At 73.7% G+C, this 14,963-nt stretch carries 15 protein-coding genes; 6 read left to right on the plus strand and 9 right to left on the minus strand.

Annotated features, from left to right (window positions below; genetic code table 11):
• Positions 1-56 precede the first annotated feature (56 nt).
• Positions 57-140, minus strand: coding sequence for a putative leader peptide (locus ACZ3TI_RS15340; protein WP_373313697.1), 84 nt, complete (start codon positions 138-140; stop codon positions 57-59).
• A 177-nt stretch (positions 141-317) separates the two neighbouring features.
• Here ACZ3TI_RS15340 and ACZ3TI_RS15345 point away from each other — a divergent pair, with 177 nt between their 5' ends.
• The gene (locus ACZ3TI_RS15345; RefSeq protein WP_465726672.1) at positions 318-1,733 is read left to right on the plus strand and encodes a YihY/virulence factor BrkB family protein; all 1,416 of its coding nucleotides are present in this window, start codon (positions 318-320) and stop codon (positions 1,731-1,733) included.
• A 147-nt stretch (positions 1,734-1,880) separates the two neighbouring features.
• Here the strand turns inward: ACZ3TI_RS15345 and ACZ3TI_RS15350 are convergent, their stop codons facing one another.
• The gene (locus ACZ3TI_RS15350) at positions 1,881-3,374 is read right to left on the minus strand and encodes an FtsW/RodA/SpoVE family cell cycle protein (RefSeq protein ID WP_465726673.1); all 1,494 of its coding nucleotides are present in this window, start codon (positions 3,372-3,374) and stop codon (positions 1,881-1,883) included.
• Between the two features lie 370 nt (positions 3,375-3,744).
• Between ACZ3TI_RS15350 and ACZ3TI_RS15355 the strand changes: the two genes are divergently transcribed.
• Together ACZ3TI_RS15355 and rsgA are read left to right on the plus strand one after the other, a co-directional pair.
• On the plus strand, positions 3,745-4,752 hold the full coding sequence (locus tag ACZ3TI_RS15355) for a cytochrome c oxidase assembly protein (RefSeq protein ID WP_465726674.1): 1,008 nt from the start codon (positions 3,745-3,747) through the stop codon (positions 4,750-4,752).
• A 346-nt stretch (positions 4,753-5,098) separates the two neighbouring features.
• Positions 5,099-6,223: a ribosome small subunit-dependent GTPase A gene (rsgA, locus tag ACZ3TI_RS15360; protein WP_465726675.1), complete on the plus strand. Its 1,125-nt coding sequence runs from the start codon at positions 5,099-5,101 to the stop codon at positions 6,221-6,223.
• Between the two features lie 55 nt (positions 6,224-6,278).
• Here rsgA and ACZ3TI_RS15365 read toward each other — a convergent pair whose 3' ends face one another.
• On the minus strand, positions 6,279-6,758 hold the full coding sequence (locus tag ACZ3TI_RS15365; protein ID WP_465726676.1) for an ASCH domain-containing protein: 480 nt from the start codon (positions 6,756-6,758) through the stop codon (positions 6,279-6,281).
• 161 nt (positions 6,759-6,919) lie between these two features.
• Here ACZ3TI_RS15365 and ACZ3TI_RS15370 point away from each other — a divergent pair, with 161 nt between their 5' ends.
• Both ACZ3TI_RS15370 and ACZ3TI_RS15375 read left to right on the plus strand, forming a co-directional pair.
• Complete coding sequence (locus tag ACZ3TI_RS15370; protein WP_465726677.1) at positions 6,920-8,488, plus strand: DNA-3-methyladenine glycosylase 2 family protein; 1,569 nt, start codon at positions 6,920-6,922, stop codon at positions 8,486-8,488.
• Positions 8,485-9,042, plus strand: coding sequence for a methylated-DNA--[protein]-cysteine S-methyltransferase (locus tag ACZ3TI_RS15375; RefSeq protein WP_465726678.1), 558 nt, complete (start codon positions 8,485-8,487; stop codon positions 9,040-9,042). Before ACZ3TI_RS15370 ends, ACZ3TI_RS15375 begins: the two co-directional genes overlap by 4 nt.
• Before the next feature lie 82 nt (positions 9,043-9,124).
• Here the strand turns inward: ACZ3TI_RS15375 and ACZ3TI_RS15380 are convergent, their stop codons facing one another.
• The gene (locus ACZ3TI_RS15380) at positions 9,125-9,685 is read right to left on the minus strand and encodes a GNAT family N-acetyltransferase (protein WP_465726679.1); all 561 of its coding nucleotides are present in this window, start codon (positions 9,683-9,685) and stop codon (positions 9,125-9,127) included.
• Positions 9,686-9,758: 73 nt separating this feature from the next.
• Entirely contained in the window at positions 9,759-10,265 is a 507-nt protein-coding gene (locus tag ACZ3TI_RS15385) for a MarR family winged helix-turn-helix transcriptional regulator (RefSeq protein WP_465726680.1), read from the minus strand.
• A gap of 156 nt (positions 10,266-10,421) precedes the next feature.
• Here ACZ3TI_RS15385 and ACZ3TI_RS15390 point away from each other — a divergent pair, with 156 nt between their 5' ends.
• Positions 10,422-12,020, plus strand: coding sequence for an MFS transporter (locus ACZ3TI_RS15390; protein ID WP_465726681.1), 1,599 nt, complete (start codon positions 10,422-10,424; stop codon positions 12,018-12,020).
• Here ACZ3TI_RS15390 and pth read toward each other — a convergent pair.
• From pth to ACZ3TI_RS15410, 4 genes are all read right to left on the minus strand, one after another.
• The gene (gene pth / locus ACZ3TI_RS15395; RefSeq protein ID WP_465726682.1) at positions 12,017-12,610 is read right to left on the minus strand and encodes an aminoacyl-tRNA hydrolase; all 594 of its coding nucleotides are present in this window, start codon (positions 12,608-12,610) and stop codon (positions 12,017-12,019) included. The genes ACZ3TI_RS15390 and pth overlap by 4 nt on opposite strands.
• Positions 12,611-12,735: 125 nt before the next feature.
• Positions 12,736-13,479 (minus strand): DUF305 domain-containing protein, encoded by a 744-nt coding sequence (locus ACZ3TI_RS15400; protein WP_465726683.1) that lies wholly within the window; start codon positions 13,477-13,479, stop codon positions 12,736-12,738.
• Positions 13,476-14,141, minus strand: coding sequence for a DUF3105 domain-containing protein (locus ACZ3TI_RS15405; RefSeq protein ID WP_465726684.1), 666 nt, complete (start codon positions 14,139-14,141; stop codon positions 13,476-13,478). Before ACZ3TI_RS15405 ends, ACZ3TI_RS15400 begins: the two co-directional genes overlap by 4 nt.
• 102 nt (positions 14,142-14,243) lie before the next feature.
• Positions 14,244-14,819, minus strand: a complete 576-nt coding sequence (locus ACZ3TI_RS15410) for a hypothetical protein (RefSeq protein WP_465726685.1) — start codon at positions 14,817-14,819, stop codon at positions 14,244-14,246.
• Positions 14,820-14,963: the final 144 nt, after the last annotated feature.

Genomic DNA, 14,963 nt, shown 5'->3' on the forward strand with positions numbered 1-14,963 from the left:
GCGACAGGGATGGCGGGAACGGGTGGCGCCGGGTGCGGTGGTGCGGCGGGGTGGGCTCAGGTCACCGGACAGATGGCGCTGGACACGCGAAGGAGATCGACGTGGAGTCGACCTACCAGGGTGGTTCCGGCGCTACGCATGGCAAGAGATTCGCATGGCCCGGGACTCGCGGTCCACTAACATCCAGATGCTGGACGCTGAGGTTTCGTCATATGGGACGGTCGGAGGTTCCCGCCGCTCCCCGCCCGGGCGTCCGCGCACGCGCCCGCACCCCGGGGAGATCAACCGGAGGGCCCCGGCCCGATACCGTTAGCCCTGTGCAAGCAGCAGGCGATACGAGCAGAGCGAACCCCGAGCGGCCCTCCCGGCGCCGGGGCAAGGGCTCCCGGCGCGCGGCCAAACAGGCCACCTGGCGCCGCACGGCGTGGGAGCTGATCAAGGACACCACCAACACCTGCGTCGAGTACCGGGTCACCGGCCTCGCCGCGGAGGCGGCCTTCTTCACCCTGCTGTCGATCCCACCGCTGCTGCTCGGCCTGGCCGGCACGCTCGGCTACCTCGACTCCTTCCTCGGCGCCGGGACCATCGACCGGCTCAAGCACGACATCGTCACGGCCTCCGGGACGGTCCTGTCGGACTCCTCCGTCAAGGAGGTCGTGGTCCCGCTGCTCAGCCAGGTCTTCGACCACACCCGGCCCGACCTCGTCTCGATCGGCTTCTTGCTGTCGCTGTGGTCCGGCTCCCGGGCGCTCTACATCTTCATCGACACCATCACCGTCATGTACGGGCTCGACGGCAAGCGGGGCATCGTCAAGACCCGACTGATGTCGCTCGGCCTCTACCTCGGCGCCCTGGTGATCGGCTCCCTGGTGCTGCCCCTGCTGATGGCCGGGCCCGGGCTCATCGAGAACGCCGTGCCCGGCATCGCCGGACTGGTCGGCGCCGCCTACTGGCCGGTCGCGATCGTGCTGCTGATCGTCTCCCTCACCACCCTCTACCACCTGGCCGTCCCGGTCTCGACCCCGTGGCGCGAGGACATCCCCGGCGCCCTGGTCGCCCTGGTGGTGCTGGTCTTCTGCAGCGTCGGCCTGCGCCTCTACCTGGTCAGCTCCATCGAGGTGCCCTCGGCGTACGGCTCGCTGGCGGCGCCGGTGGCCGTACTGCTGTGGATCTTCGTGGTGGCCCTCGCCGTCCTCATCGGCGCCGCCATGAACGCCGCCATAGACCGCCGCTGGCCCACCCTGGAGACCGCCGACGCCCGCGCCGAGAACGAGCGCGCCCACGAGGAGGCGGCCGCCGCCGTGGTCCGCGAGGTCGCCGCCCGGCGGGCCGTCGAACGGGCCCGGCGCTCGCGCGAACTCGGGCTCGCCGAAGGCGTCGAGGAGGAGTGGGGAGAGGACGAGGGCGAGGACGTCGACGTGCCCTCCGAGTACCCGGAGCGGTGGGCCGACGTGCTCGCCGCCGACAACGTGCGCGGCCGGCTCACCGCCCGCGGCGGGCCGCACCACCGGGCCGCCCCGCCGCCGCCGGACAGCGACCGGCCGTCCGGGCCGCCGCCGGGGGTACGGCCGGGGCCCGAGGGCCCCGAGGGGGCGTCGCCGGTGCCGCCGGGGCTCTCGGGGCCGCTGGGGCCTTCCGGTCCCGCCGGTCCTTCCGGTCCTTCCGGTCCCTCCGGGCAGCAGGTGCCGGGGTACCCGCCCCGGCCGCCCAGGCCGCCGTGGGAGCAGCGGTAGGTGGACGGGTAGAGGGGACGACGGACGACGGCAGGGCCTCTCCCGCGGGTGCGGGGGAGGCCCTGCGTCGTGTCGTCCGCTGGTCCGGCGGTCGGGCGGTCGGGCGGTTCGGTGGTCGGGCGGTCGGGCGGTTCGGTGGTCGTGCGGTCAGGTGCTCGCGGGGTTCGAGGGGCGGTCGAACTGCGGGGCGAGGGGTTGTGGGGCGAGCGGCTGCGGGCCGGCGGGTGCCGGGCGGGCCTGGGCCGGGAGCGGCTCCGGGGAGGGCAGGGCCGGTTCCAGCGCGGTGCGCCCCGAGGAGTCGCTCAGCTTGATCAGCAGCGCGACCATCAGCCAGTTCGCCAGCAGCGAGGAGCCGCCGGCGGCCAGGAACGGCAGCGCCTTTCCGGTCAGCGGGACCAGCCCGCTCACTCCGCCCACGACCACGAAGACCTGCAGCGCCAGCGCCGCCGACAGGCCGGTGGCCAGCAGCTTGCCGAACGGGTCGGTCAGACCGACCGCGGTGCGCATGCCCCGCTGGATCAGCAGCACGTACACCAGCAGCACGGCCGTCACCCCGGCCAGGCCCAGCTCCTCGCCGATGGTGGTGAAGATGAAGTCGCTGCGTCCGGCGAAGCCGATCAGCCAGGGCCGGCCCGAGCCCAGGCCCGTCCCGGTGATGCCCCCGGTGCCCAGGCTGAACAGCGCCTCGGCGGGCTGCTCGGAGATCGCCTTGTCGTGCACCGGCTTGTAGTAGTCGAGCGGGTGCAGCCAGGCCTCGACGCGGCCGTGCACGTGCGGCTCCACCGTGCCGACCACCGCCGCGCCGCCGACCGCCATCAGCAGGCCGAGCACCACCCAGCTGGTGCGCTCGGTCGCCACGTACAGCATCACGATGAAGACGCCGAAGAAGATCAGCGAGGTGCCCAGGTCGCGCTCGAAGATCAGCACCAGCAGGCTGACCATCCAGATCGCCAGCACCGGTCCGGCGTGCCGGCCGCGCGGCAGGGTCATCCCCCAGATCTTGCGGCCGGCCAGCGCGAGGGCGTCCCGGGAGGCCATCAGGTAGCCCGCGAAGAAGATCGTGATCGCGACCTTCACGAACTCGTCCGGCTCGAAGGAGAGCCCGAACAGCCGGATCCAGCGCTTGGCGCCGAAGCTGTCGCTCGGCGAGGCCACCGGCGCGGCCAGCAGGATCAGCGCGCCCGCCATCAGCAGGTAGACGTAGCGCTGGAAGAAGCGGTGGTGTTTGACCAGCACGATCAGCGCGATCGCCGCCGCCACCGAGATGAACACCCACATCAGCTGGGAGGGCGCGGCCGGGAGCTTCTGGTAGTCGCCCTTGGCGCTGTGCGCGGCCTTGTAGCTGAAGTCCAGCCGGTCCAGCAGCACCAGGCCGAAGCCGGTCAGGAAGACGCCCAGCGGCAGGATCAGCGGGTCCGCGTACGGTGCGAACCGGCGCACCGCCAGATGCGCCACCGCGGCCAGGGCGCCCAGCGACAGACCGTGCACCAGCAGCCCGGGCGGAATCGCGCCGGTCAGCGCCAGACCGGCCTCCACGTGTCCCGCCAGACAGACGGCCACCGCGAGCGCCAGCAGGCCCAGCTCGATGTTGCGGTGGCGCGCGGCCGGTCGGCGGCCCTCGCCGCGTGCAGTGCTTCGCACCTCTTGTCGTCCCCTTGTCACCCCACGTGGCGGGTCTCGCCGACGGGCATCCTGCCAGACGTTCGCGTCGTCGCCGCGGTTGCGAACGGCGGGGCTCCGGGGCCGGAACTTTGCCTGGGCAAAGCTTTGTTGGGGCCCGGTAAAGCTTTGTCCACGGGTGGTCCAGGGGCGGGTATAGAGGCGGGCCCCGCGCGCGGGCGGTCGGTGGGGGAGGACCATCATGGGCGGTCGGTGCGGGCCGGTGCTGGTCGGTGCGGGCCGTGGCGGACGGTGCTGAGTGGTGCTGGTCGATTGGTCGGTGCCGGTCGGTGCGGGCCGGTGTCGGTCGGTGCTGGTCGGTGCGAAGGGTGCGAGCGAGGTGGGCGGACGGATGGACGGCACGGCCGACGGCGGAGCCGCCGCGCTGGCGTACGGCGGACCGCCCCCGTGGCAGTGGTCCGACCTGGCCACCTCCTGGACGGTCGAACCGCTGGTGCTCGCCCTCTCGGTGCTGCTCGGCGCCTGGTACCTGGCCGCGGTGCGCATCGTCCACCGCTCCGGCGGCGAGCGCTGGCAGCCCTCCCGCACCGCCGCCTTCCTCGGCGGGCTGCTGCTGTGGATCTGGTGCACCTGCTCCGGCCTCGGCGTCTACGAGCGGATCCTCTTCACCGACCGGGCCGTGCAGGTCGTGCTGCTGCTGATGGTCGTCCCGCTGCTGCTCGCGCTCGGCGCGCCCGTCTCGCTGCTGGTCCGGGCCGCGCCGCCGGCCCGGCGGGAGCGGATCCTGCGGGTGCTGCGCAGCCGCCCGTCCAAGGTGCTGATGTTCCCGGCTGTCTCCACCGCGCTGCTGATGGCGCCGCCGTGGCTGCTCTACCTCACGCCCTGGTACGAGGAGTCGGTGTCCAGCGCGTTCGGGAACGTGCTGTTGCACCTGGCGCTGGTGCTGCTGGGCCTCGCGTACTTCTGGCCGCGACTGCAGATCGACCCGGTCGGACACGAGTACCCGCACCTGGTCGGGCTGTTCATCACCTTCGCCGAGGTGATCTTCGACGCGGGCCTCGGGATCGTGCTGATCTACGGCGGCCACCTGGTCGCCGAGCACTACTACGTGGCGCTCGGGCGGCCGTGGGGCCCGAGCCTGGCGCAGGACCAGACCTGGGGCGGCAACGCCTTCTGGGTCCTGGGAGACCTGGTGGGGCTGCCGTTCCTGGCCGCGCTGGTACGGCGGATGGTGGTGCAGGGGCGGGAGGAGATCCGGGCCGTGGACGCCGAACTGGACGCGCGCTTCGAGGCGGCGGCGCAGGAGGCGCGGGCGGCGGGCCGGCCGGAGGAGGAGGAGACGGGGATGCGGCCGTGGTGGCTGGACGATCCGAACCTCAAGCACCGGTACGGGGGATAGGCGGTTCCGTCTGTTCTGTTCTGTTCTGTCCGTTCTGCGGGCGGGCCAATTTTTGCCCTCTAATGGCGCCCTCCGATGGCTTCCTGACTGCCCGTGGGGCGTATTTCCGCAGGTCAAAAATAGGTTGGCGGAGTCGGACCGCTCCGCTAGCGTGTGACGTGTCCGGTTCGGGGGCCATTGGGCCGCCCGAGGAGTAGAGAGCAGGAGGTGAACCCCCGTGGTCGTTGTCGCCCCGATAGCTGCCCAGGGCAGCGCTCGCGTTCACCTCCTTTCCCCGGCCGCCGGCTGAGCCCTTCCGCGCCAGCCGTAGCCCGCCGGGACCATCTCCTCCCGAAGGGCCACTGCGTTGTTCAACGCTGCCTCCTCCATTCCGTCGTTCTCTTCTTCTCCCTCTGATGTCGGCTCCGCGCTGATCGGCTACGGCTGGACGCCCGAGCTCGAGGAGCTGTTCGCCCCGCTCGGCGAGGCCGGGCTGCTCCCGGCCCGGATCGTCCGGGTCGACCGCGGCCAGTGCGACGCCGTGATCGCCGACCCGGAGACGGGCGAGCCGCGCACCGTCCGGTTCGACACCCGGCCGGTGGGCGACGCCGACATGATCAACTGCCCGTGCACGGGCGACTGGGCGGCCGTGGACCTCCACGCCCAACCGATGGCCGCCGTCAGTGCGCTGCTGCCGCGCTCCACCGCGATCATCCGCAAGGTGGCCGGCAAGCGCTCCGACGGCCAGGTGCTGGCGGCCAACGTCGACACTGTCCTGATCGCCTCCTCCCTCGCGACCGATCCCGACCTCGGGCGGATCGAGCGCTTCCTCGCCCTGGCGTGGGAGTCCGGAGCCGAACCGCTGGTCGTCCTCACCAAGGCCGACCTGGTGGACGACGCCGACTTCATCCGGTCCGACGTCGAGGCGGTCGCACCCGGGGTCACGGTGCTCGTGGTGAGCGCCGAGACCGGCGAGGGCATGGACGTGCTGCGCGCCTGCACCCCCGGCACCACCGCGCTGATCGGCCAGTCCGGTGTCGGCAAGTCCACGCTCACCAACGCGCTCGTCGGCGCCGAGGTGATGACGGTCCAGGAGGCCCGCGAGGTCGACCAGAAGGGCCGCCACACCACGACCACCCGCGAGCTGATCCCACTGCCCGGTGGGGGCGTGCTGATCGACACCCCCGGGCTGCGCGAGGTCGGCCTCTACGGCGGCGAGGGCGTGGACCTGGCCTTCGCCGACATAGCCGAGCTGGCCGAGGAGTGCCGCTTCCACGACTGCGGCCACCACACCGAGCCCGGCTGCGCGGTGCGGGCAGCGCTGGCCGACGGCACCCTGCCGCAGCGCCGGATGGACAGTTACCTCAAGCTCCAGCGCGAGAACGAGTGGATCGCCTCGCGCACGGACGCCCGGGTGGCCAAGGCCCGGCTGCAGAAGTGGAAGACGATCACCAAGTCGATGCGTGCCGCGGGAGGTCCGGTGAAGCGCTGAATGCGTCGGCGGAGGCCTGCCGGCGTCGGCCGGCCTCCGCCGGGCCCCACCCGGCTCAGCGGAGGTCGGCCACCAGCCGGAAGCGCTGGAGGACCACCGGGGTGGCGTCGTCCACGGTGAAACCCGGGTCATCGAGGGCGTCGAGCATCTCCGGGCTGCGCCAGAACCGCTCATGCGTCGCACGCCACTCGGCCACGCTGCCGTACCCCTCGCCCTCGTCGAGGGCGTGCTGCAGGTCGACCTCGGCGAGCGGGACCACGCGGACGTCCGTGGTCTCGATCACCGCGACCCGGCGGCCGTCCGAGTCGAGCACGGCGGCCCGCTCGCCGGGCTGCGGCAGGGGCTCGCCCTCGTGCTCGTAGCCGGCGATCAGGCCGGTGGTGCTGGTCTTGGCGCCGTCGAGGACGGCCGCGACCAGCTGGTCGCGCAGCGGACCGGGGAACGCGAACTCCTCCGGGGGCAGGGCGACGACCCGCGGGTCGTCCGGGCCGGCGTACGGGTGGTCGGCGGGCTGGTCGCCGGGCTGCTCGCTCATGGGGCGAGCGTAACCGCGGGCCGTCCGCCCGGCGCGCGAATATTCGCGGGCCGGCCGATGGGCGGCGGGCACCGAGCCGGTGGCCGACGCGCCATGGCCCGAGGTGGTAGGCGGCGGGGGAGGGGTGGGGCGGGGGGAGGGGGGAGGGCCCCCGAACGGCGATGTCCGATTCCCGCCAGTCGCCCCCCACCCGATCCCGCAAACTGGACAACGTGATCGACGACGACATCCGGTACCGAGCCGTGGACAGCCGCGACGCCCGTTTCGACGGCGTCTTTTTCACGGCCGTCACCTCCACCGGCATCTACTGCCGACCGAGCTGCCCCGCCGTGACACCCAAGCGCGCCAACTGCGTCTTCTACCCCAGCGCCGCGGCCGCCCAGGGCGCCGGCTTCCGCGCCTGCCGCCGCTGCCGCCCCGACTCCGTGCCGGGTTCCCCGGAGTGGAACCACCGCGCCGACCTGGTCGGCCGCGCGATGCGGCTGATCGGCGACGGCGTGGTGGACCGCGAGGGCGTCGCGGGCCTGGCCGGCCGACTCGGCTACAGCTCCCGCCAACTGCAGCGCCAGCTCACCGCCGAGCTCGGCGCCGGCCCGATCGCGCTGGCCCGCGCCCGGCGAGCCCAGACCGCCCGCCTCCTGCTGCAGACCACCGAACTGCCCGTCACCGACATCGCGTTCGCGGCCGGTTTCGCCTCCGTCCGCCAGTTCAACGACACCGTCCGCGAGGTCTACGACCGCACCCCCAGCGGCCTGCGCGCGGAGGTCGCCGCCGGGCGCCGCACCGCGACCCCGGCCGGCGGTCTCACCCTGCGCCTCGCCTACCGCGGCCCGCTGGACAGCGACCACCTGATCGACTTCCTCGCCCTGCGCGCCGTTCCCGGCGTGGAGGAGGTCGTGCCCGGCGCGAGCCCCGGCGTCCGCACCTACCGGCGCACCCTCGCGCTGCCGTACGGGCACGGAATCGCCGAGGTCGACGGGCTGGCGCCGGGCGAGCCGCGCACCCGCGGCTGGCTGGACTGCCGTCTGCTCCTCGCCGATCTGCGGGACCTGCCGACCGCCGTCCAGCGCCTGCGCATCCTCTTCGACCTGGACGCCGACCCGCTCGCGGTCGACGAGCAGCTCGGTGCGGACCGAGTGCTCGGGCCGCTGGTCCGGGAGCGTCCCGGCCTGCGGTCGCCCGGTCATGTGGACCCGCACGAGCTCGCCGTCCGCGCCGTCCTCGGGCAACAGATCACCGTCGGCGCCGCCCGTACCCTGGCGGGCCGGCTCGCCCAGAAGTACGGCACCGCGCTGCCCGAGCCCAGCGGCGGACTGCGGCTGCTCTTCCCGACCGCGGCGGCGCTGGCCACCGCGGACCCGGAGGACTTCGCGATGCCCGCCGCCCGCCGCCGTGCGCTCACCGGACTGTGCGCGGCCCTGGCCGAGGGCGTGGTCCGCCTCGACAGCGGGGTCGACCGGGAGGAGGCCGCGGCCCGGCTGCTGGCCCAGCCCGGCATCGGCCCCTGGACGGTCGGCTACCTGCGGATGCGGGCCCTCGCCGACCCCGATGTCTTCCTCCCGAGCGACGTGGGCGTCAAGCACGGCCTCGTCCGGCTCGGCGCCCCCGGCGACCCGAAGTCCGCGGCCCGCGCGGCCGAGGCCTGGGCGCCGTGGCGCTCCTACGCGGTCCACCGGCTGTGGGCCGGCCCCGCGATCATCAACACCGGAACGGAGAACGCCCGAGCATGAGCACCACCACTGCCAGCACCACCCCCGCCCACGACACCCCCGCCCGCACCACGACCGTCTACACCACCATGGAGAGCCCGTTCGGCCGGCTGCTGCTCAGCGGCGTCCTGCCCGAGGACGGCGGTCCGGCCGCGCTGGCCACTGTCACCGCGCCGGGCCAGAAGTACGCGCTGGCCGAGCCCGCCGACGACTGGGTCCTCGACCCGGAGGCGCTCGCCGAGCCGGTCGCCCAGCTGACCGCCTACTTCGCGGGCGAGCGCACCGAGTTCGACCTGCCGCTCGCGCCGATGGGCACCGAGTTCCGCCGTGCGGTCTGGGCCGCGCTGGACGAGATCCCGTACGGCACGACCGTCACCTACGGCGAACTCGCCGAGCTGGCCGGGCAGGAGCCGCGGATGGTGCGCGCGGTCGGCGGCGCGGTGGGTGCCAACCCGCTGCTGATCGTGCGCCCGTGCCACCGGGTGCTCGGCGCCAACGGCTCGCTCACCGGCTTCGCGGCGGGCGTGGACCGCAAGCGCCGACTGCTGGAGCTGGAGAGCGGGACCCTGTTCTGAGCCCGGTGCCGGTCCCGGTCCGCCCGCTCCGGTCCGTCCGCTCCGGTCCGTCCGCTCCGGTCCGCCCCTCCGGTCCTCCCGTTCAGTCCGAACTGCGCAGGTCCACCCGCCAGTTGTGGCTGCGCATGAACCGTCCGGGCGGAAACTCGAAGTCGGTCTCGCCGAGCAGCGTGAACCCGGCCTTGGCACAGACCGCGTTGGAGGCGGGGTTGTCCACCGACGGGAAGGCGTGCAGGTACCGGTGGGCGGCCTCGCGGCGGGCGGCCGCGACCGCGGCGCGGGTGGCGGCGACGGCGATGCCCCGGCCCTGGTAGCCGGGCAGCACGTTCCACCCCATCTCGTGGACGGTCTCGCCCTCCCAGGTGCGGGTGCCGTAGCCGACCGTGCCCACCGCCTCGCCGCTGACCGCGGCGTCCCCGAGGCTCTCGTCCGCGACGGTCCCGTCCTCGGGCAGCAGCACGATCCGGTACATGCAGCCGAGCCCGGACGGGACGAAGTCCAGGTAGCGGCCGTGCCGGACGAGCAGCTGCTCCTCGGTCTCCGGCCCGCCGACGTGCTTCTTCATCTCCGGGGTGTTGACCCGGCGCAGCAGCGCGAGGTCGTCGTCCGTCCAGGGCTCGATCCGTACCCGTGCAGTGGTCATGCCGGGGACCGTAGCGGTCGTCCCGGGGCGGTGACCAGCGATTTCGTCTGCCGGGTGCTCTGGCGTCCGGGGTTCAGCCCTGCTCGGCGCCGGTCCCCGGCTGGGCGAGGGCGCGGGCGAGCCGGTCCAGCGCGGGCAGGGCGTCGACGACCGCCGCACGGTCGGCGGGGTCGAGGGTGCCGAGCGCGGTGGCGATGCGGCGCTCGTGGGCGTGCTGCCAGTCGTCGAGCTGGCGCCGGCCGGCCGGGGTGAGGGCGATCCGGGCGGTGCGGCGGTCGCCGGGGTCGGCCTGGCGGTCCACGAAGCCGGCTTCGAGCAGCTTGCCGACCAGTCCGCTGACGGTGTTGGGGGCGAGCCGTTGCCGGGCGGCCAGTTCGCCGACCCGCAGCGGGGCGGCGGCGAGGGTCTGGAGGAGTTCGACCTGCGCCATCGGCAGGGACTCCCACGGGTAGTCGGTGCGGATGCTGCTGCGCAGGGCGCGGCGCAGCCGGGTGACGGTGTCGGTCAGCTGCCGGGCGTGCTCGACCGCCGGGTCGGGGCTTTCGGTGGCGGAGTCGCGAGCGTGTGGTGACGACGGCATGGCGGACAGCGTATCTCCTGGTACGGGGCGTTTCGGGGGCGCGGTCCGCCCCTCGGACGCGGTGCGGACGCACGTCGAGACGCAGTCCGAGACGCTGCGTATCGCAGGCCGATCTGCTCGTAGAAAGAACATATCTGTATCCGATATATTCGTGGCATGAACGCCACCGCCCTTGCCGCACGGCTGCTCACCGAGCGACCCCGGCCCCGCGGCATCGCCGGCTGGCGCCACGCCCACTGGCTGGCCGTCGGGACGGTCTGCCTCGGCGCCTTCCTCGGTCAGCTCGACGCCAGCGTCATCGCGCTCGTCTTCCCCGCGATCGGCCACCACTTCGACGCGGGCTTCGCCGCCGTCGAGTGGGTCGCCCTCGCCTACCTGCTCGTCCTGGTCGCCCTGCTGGCCCCGATCGGCTGGCTGTCCGACCTGGTCGGCCGCAAGACGATGTACATCGGCGGTTTCGCGCTCTTCGGCCTCTCCTCGCTCGGCGCCGGATTCGCCGGCAGCCTCTGGATCCTGGTCGGCTGCCGCGCCGTCCAGGCCGTCGGCGCGGCGATGATGCAGGCCAACAGCGTCGCCCTGGTCGCGCGCGGCGTCCCGGAGCACGCGATGCGGCGGGCGCTCGGCATCCAGGCTTCCGCCCAGGGCCTGGGACTGGCGCTCGGGCCCAGTCTCGGCGGACTGCTGGTCGAACACGCCTCCTGGCGCTGGGTGTTCTGGGTCAACGTGCCGATCGCCGTGTTCGGCATCCTGGCCGGCTGGTACCTGCTGCCCCGCACCCGCACCGGCGGCCCCCGCACGGACGGCACCCGTGCGGACCGCGCCCGTGCGGACCGCCCCGCTCCCGTGCCGAACCCCAGGAGGCACCCGGCGGTGCGTCCGCAACGGGAGGACGCCCGCTTCGACCTGCCCGGCATGCTGCTGCTCACCGGCGCGACCACGGCGCTGCTGCTCGCGCTGTCCACCGCATCCGGCCTGCCGCTGCCCGGCTGGCTGGTCGCCGTCCTGCTGTTCGCCGCCGCCGTGCTCACGGTCGCGCTGGTACGCCGGGAACGGCGGGCGGCCCGGCCGATCCTGGCGCCCGGACTGGTCAACACCCCCGGCGTGCGGTCCGGCCTGGCGGTCGCGCTGATCGGGTACCTGCTGCTGTTCTGCCCGCTCGTGCTGGGCCCGGTGCTGCTCACCGGCGCGGGCGTGTCGACGGCCGGTGCGGGCCTGGTGGTCACCCTGCTGCCCGCCGCGTTCGCGGTCGCCGCGACGGTCGGCGGCGGGCTGCTGCCCCGGGACTGGTCGGACGCGACCAGGTGTCGCGCCGGCGCGGCGGCCGCCTCCGCCGGACTGCTGCTGTTCGCCCTGCTGCCCGCCTCGACCGCCTCGGCGGTCCCGCTGCTGGTCGCCGGGTACGGGCTGGGCCTGCTGCTGCCGGCCAACAACGCGCTGGTGATGAGGGCGATCCCGGCGGAGTGCTCGGCGGTCGGCGGCGGCATGGTGAACATGGCGCGCAGCCTCGGGACGGCGCTCGGCATGGCGCTGTCCGTTCTCGGCGTCCACCTGGCGGGCGCGGCGTCCGGTGGGCGGACGGTGCTGTTCGTCCTCGCGGCGGTCGCGGCGGGCGCCGCGCTCCTCACCGGACCGGTCCGCACGGCGCGTCCGGTGGTGCGGACCGACCGTGTCGGCCGTACCGCCCACGTCGGCCGTGCCGCCCGTACCGACCGCGGTGACGGTACCGACCGTGCCGGGCGGACGGTCCGCTCCTAGCGGGGCGGGGCGTTCAGGGCGTCCTGGGCCCGGTTCAGGCCGAGCCGCACCAGCGTCTCCAGGGCGTCCGCGCAACGGTCCAACTCGGCTGGCATCGCGGCCAGTTCGTCGTCCGAGAACTTCTTCAGCACGAAGTCGCCGACGCTCTGCCCTTTCGGCGGCCGCCCGATGCCGAACCGCAGCCGGACGAAGTCGCGGGTGCCGAGCACCTCGCCCACCGAGCGCACCCCGTTGTGACCGCCGGGCCCGCCGCCGCGCTTGAGCCGGGCCGAGCCGAACGCGAAGTCCAGGTCGTCCTGCACCACCACCAGCCGCTCCACCGGCACGCCGTACCGGCGCAGCAGCGCGGCCACCGGGCGGCCGGACAGGTTGATGAACCACAGCGGCTTGGCGAGCAGCACCGGCCGGCCGTCGACCTCGATCTCCGCGACCAGGGTGGCGATCCCGCGCCGCCGGAACCGGGCGCCGTGCCGCTCGGCCAGCCGGTCGACGGCCAGGAAGCCCGCGTTGTGCCGGGTCCGCCGGAACCACGGGCCGGGGTTGCCCAGCCCGGCGATCAGCCAGGAGCGGTCCGAGGTGTCGGGAGTCATGCGAGGTCTCCCTGGAACGGGGTGGGAACGACGGACGGCCGGGGCGCGGCGGGGACGGTACGGGACCGTCGGCCGCACCCCGGCCGTCCGGGGAACGAGGGAGGTGAGCCGGTTCGGGAGCCGGCTCAGGAGGCGGGCACGCCGGGGGCGGCGCCGCGTTCGGTGAGCATGTCGGTCATCAGCTGCAGCTCCGAGGTCTGGGCGACCACCATCGACTGCGCGAGCCGCTTCTCGGTGTCGTTCCTGGCCAGGTCCACGTAGCCCTGGGCCATCTCGACGCCGCCCTTGTGGTGCTCGATCATCAGCTGCAGGTAGAACACCTCGGCGTCCCGCCCGCTGAGCGAACGAAGCTTCGCGATCTGGGTGTTGGTGGCCATGCCGGGCATCAGCGAACCGTCGTGCGCCTGGTAGTCGTGGCCCATCTTCATCCACGCCATCGGCTTGGCGGGCGAGTGCTGCGTCAGCCCCCACTGGTCCAGCCAGCCCATCATCATCCCGCGCTGGTTGGCCTGGGTGTTGATGACGTCGAAGGCGAGGGTGCGGGTCGGCTCGTCGCCGGTGCGGTCCCGGACGACGAACGACAGGTCCACCGCCTGCTGGTGGTGGGTCGCCATGTCGCGGGCGAACCCGGCCTCGGGCGAGTCGTCCGCGGGGACGGACAGCGAGGTGCCGGAGGCGGAGGTCCCGCTCGCCACCAGGGCCGGGACCCCGAGCGCCAGCGCCACGGCGGCGGCCAGCGCGGCCGGCCACCACATGCGCCGGCGCGGGGACTTGGCCCCGTCCTCCGCGGCGACGGCCTCCGTGAGAGCCTCTGCGGCCGTCCCGACGGCGGCCTCGGCCCCCTCGGGGCGGCCCGGGCCGGCGGTCACATCTGCCCCATGGTGCAGGAGGCGCCCGGCTCCTGGGTCTGCTTGCCCTGGACGTACTTGGTGAAGAACTGGTTCACCCGGGGGTCACTGGCGCTGTCCACGACCAGCTGGGTGCTCCACGCGTTCAGGGTGATGGTGCCCTGCTCGTCCGGGTACGGGCTCATCAGCGAGTACGGGGTGGCCTTGACCTTGTCGGTCAGGGTCTTGATGTCGTCCGGCGTGGCCTTGCCGTTGTAGGTCACCCAGACCGCGCCGTGCTCCAGCGAGTGGACGGCGCGCTCGTTCTCGACCGGCTGGTCGTAGACGTGGCCCATGCAGTCCAGCCAGATCGCGTTGTGGTCGCCGCCGACCGGCGGGGTCATCGGGTAGGTGACCTTCTCCTTGACGTGGTTGCGGGTCAGGTCGCCGAAGGTCTTCACACCCGGGATGTCGGCGTTGGCGGCGGCTTCCTTGTCCTTCTTCTTCTGGTTCTGGTCCATGACCACCCAGGTGCCGGTGGCGATCGCGCCGATCACCAGCACGCCGGCCGCCACCGAGGCGACGAGCTTGTTGCGGCGGTCGCGGCGCTGCTCGGCGGCGCGCAGCTCGGCGATCCGGGCGCGGCGGTCGAGGCCGGCCTGCTTGCCGCCGGACTTGTTGGACTGCTTGGAGGCGGAACCCATGGTGGTGTCCTTGTCTCCGCCGCGCACCGGTCGGTGGCGACGGTCAGCTGGAGTGTGAGACGGGGCGGATCCGTCGGCGGCTGGGCCGGCGGTGGGTTCCGCTCAGGACCGGTGGACCTGGAGCTCGTGCAGGTCGGGCGCCGGGTGCGAACCGTCCAGCAGACCCGCGGGCACCACCCGGGGCAGCGCCTCGGGCGCGGCCGGGGCGACGGGCGACACGGCGGGCTGCGGCTGCGGCGGCGGATTCGGCAGCTGGGCGTCCTGCGAGCAGTACGGGTGGCTGGAACAGCCGTTGTTGCGCGGGGGCTCGCCGTCGGCGGTGCAGAGGATCCAGTGCCCCTGGTCCTCGGCGATCCGGCGGTGGTCGGAGGCCTTCGGGGACTTGGTGTCCTGGGCGGCCTCGGCGGCCTCGGCGGGCTTGACGGCCTTGATGGCCTGGCCGGCGTGGCCGGTGTGGGGCGCTCGTCCGGTCGCGACCTGGACGCTGACGACGGTGACGGCACTGACCGGAGCCGCGGCCGGCACCGGACGGGCAGGACCGTCCAACGCCTTCGCCTGACCCGCGCAGGGCAGCATCGTCAGCAGGGCGACGACCAGCAGGACCAACAGCGCACCCACCGGGCGGCCCGCCGGTGCGGCCCTCCCCGGTCGGGGCGAGCTGGGGGCCGACGCGGTCATGCGCACATTTAATCAGCCGAATGGGTGAAGCGATGCCCCCCATCGGCCCTCATTTTCGGGGGCCCGAACGCCCGGATGGCCAGGAAACACCCTGCTCCGGGCACATCCGGCAAGCGCGGACGGAACGGAAGCGGACGGGCAGGG

This window comes from Kitasatospora sp. NPDC023120 (assembly GCF_055560835.1).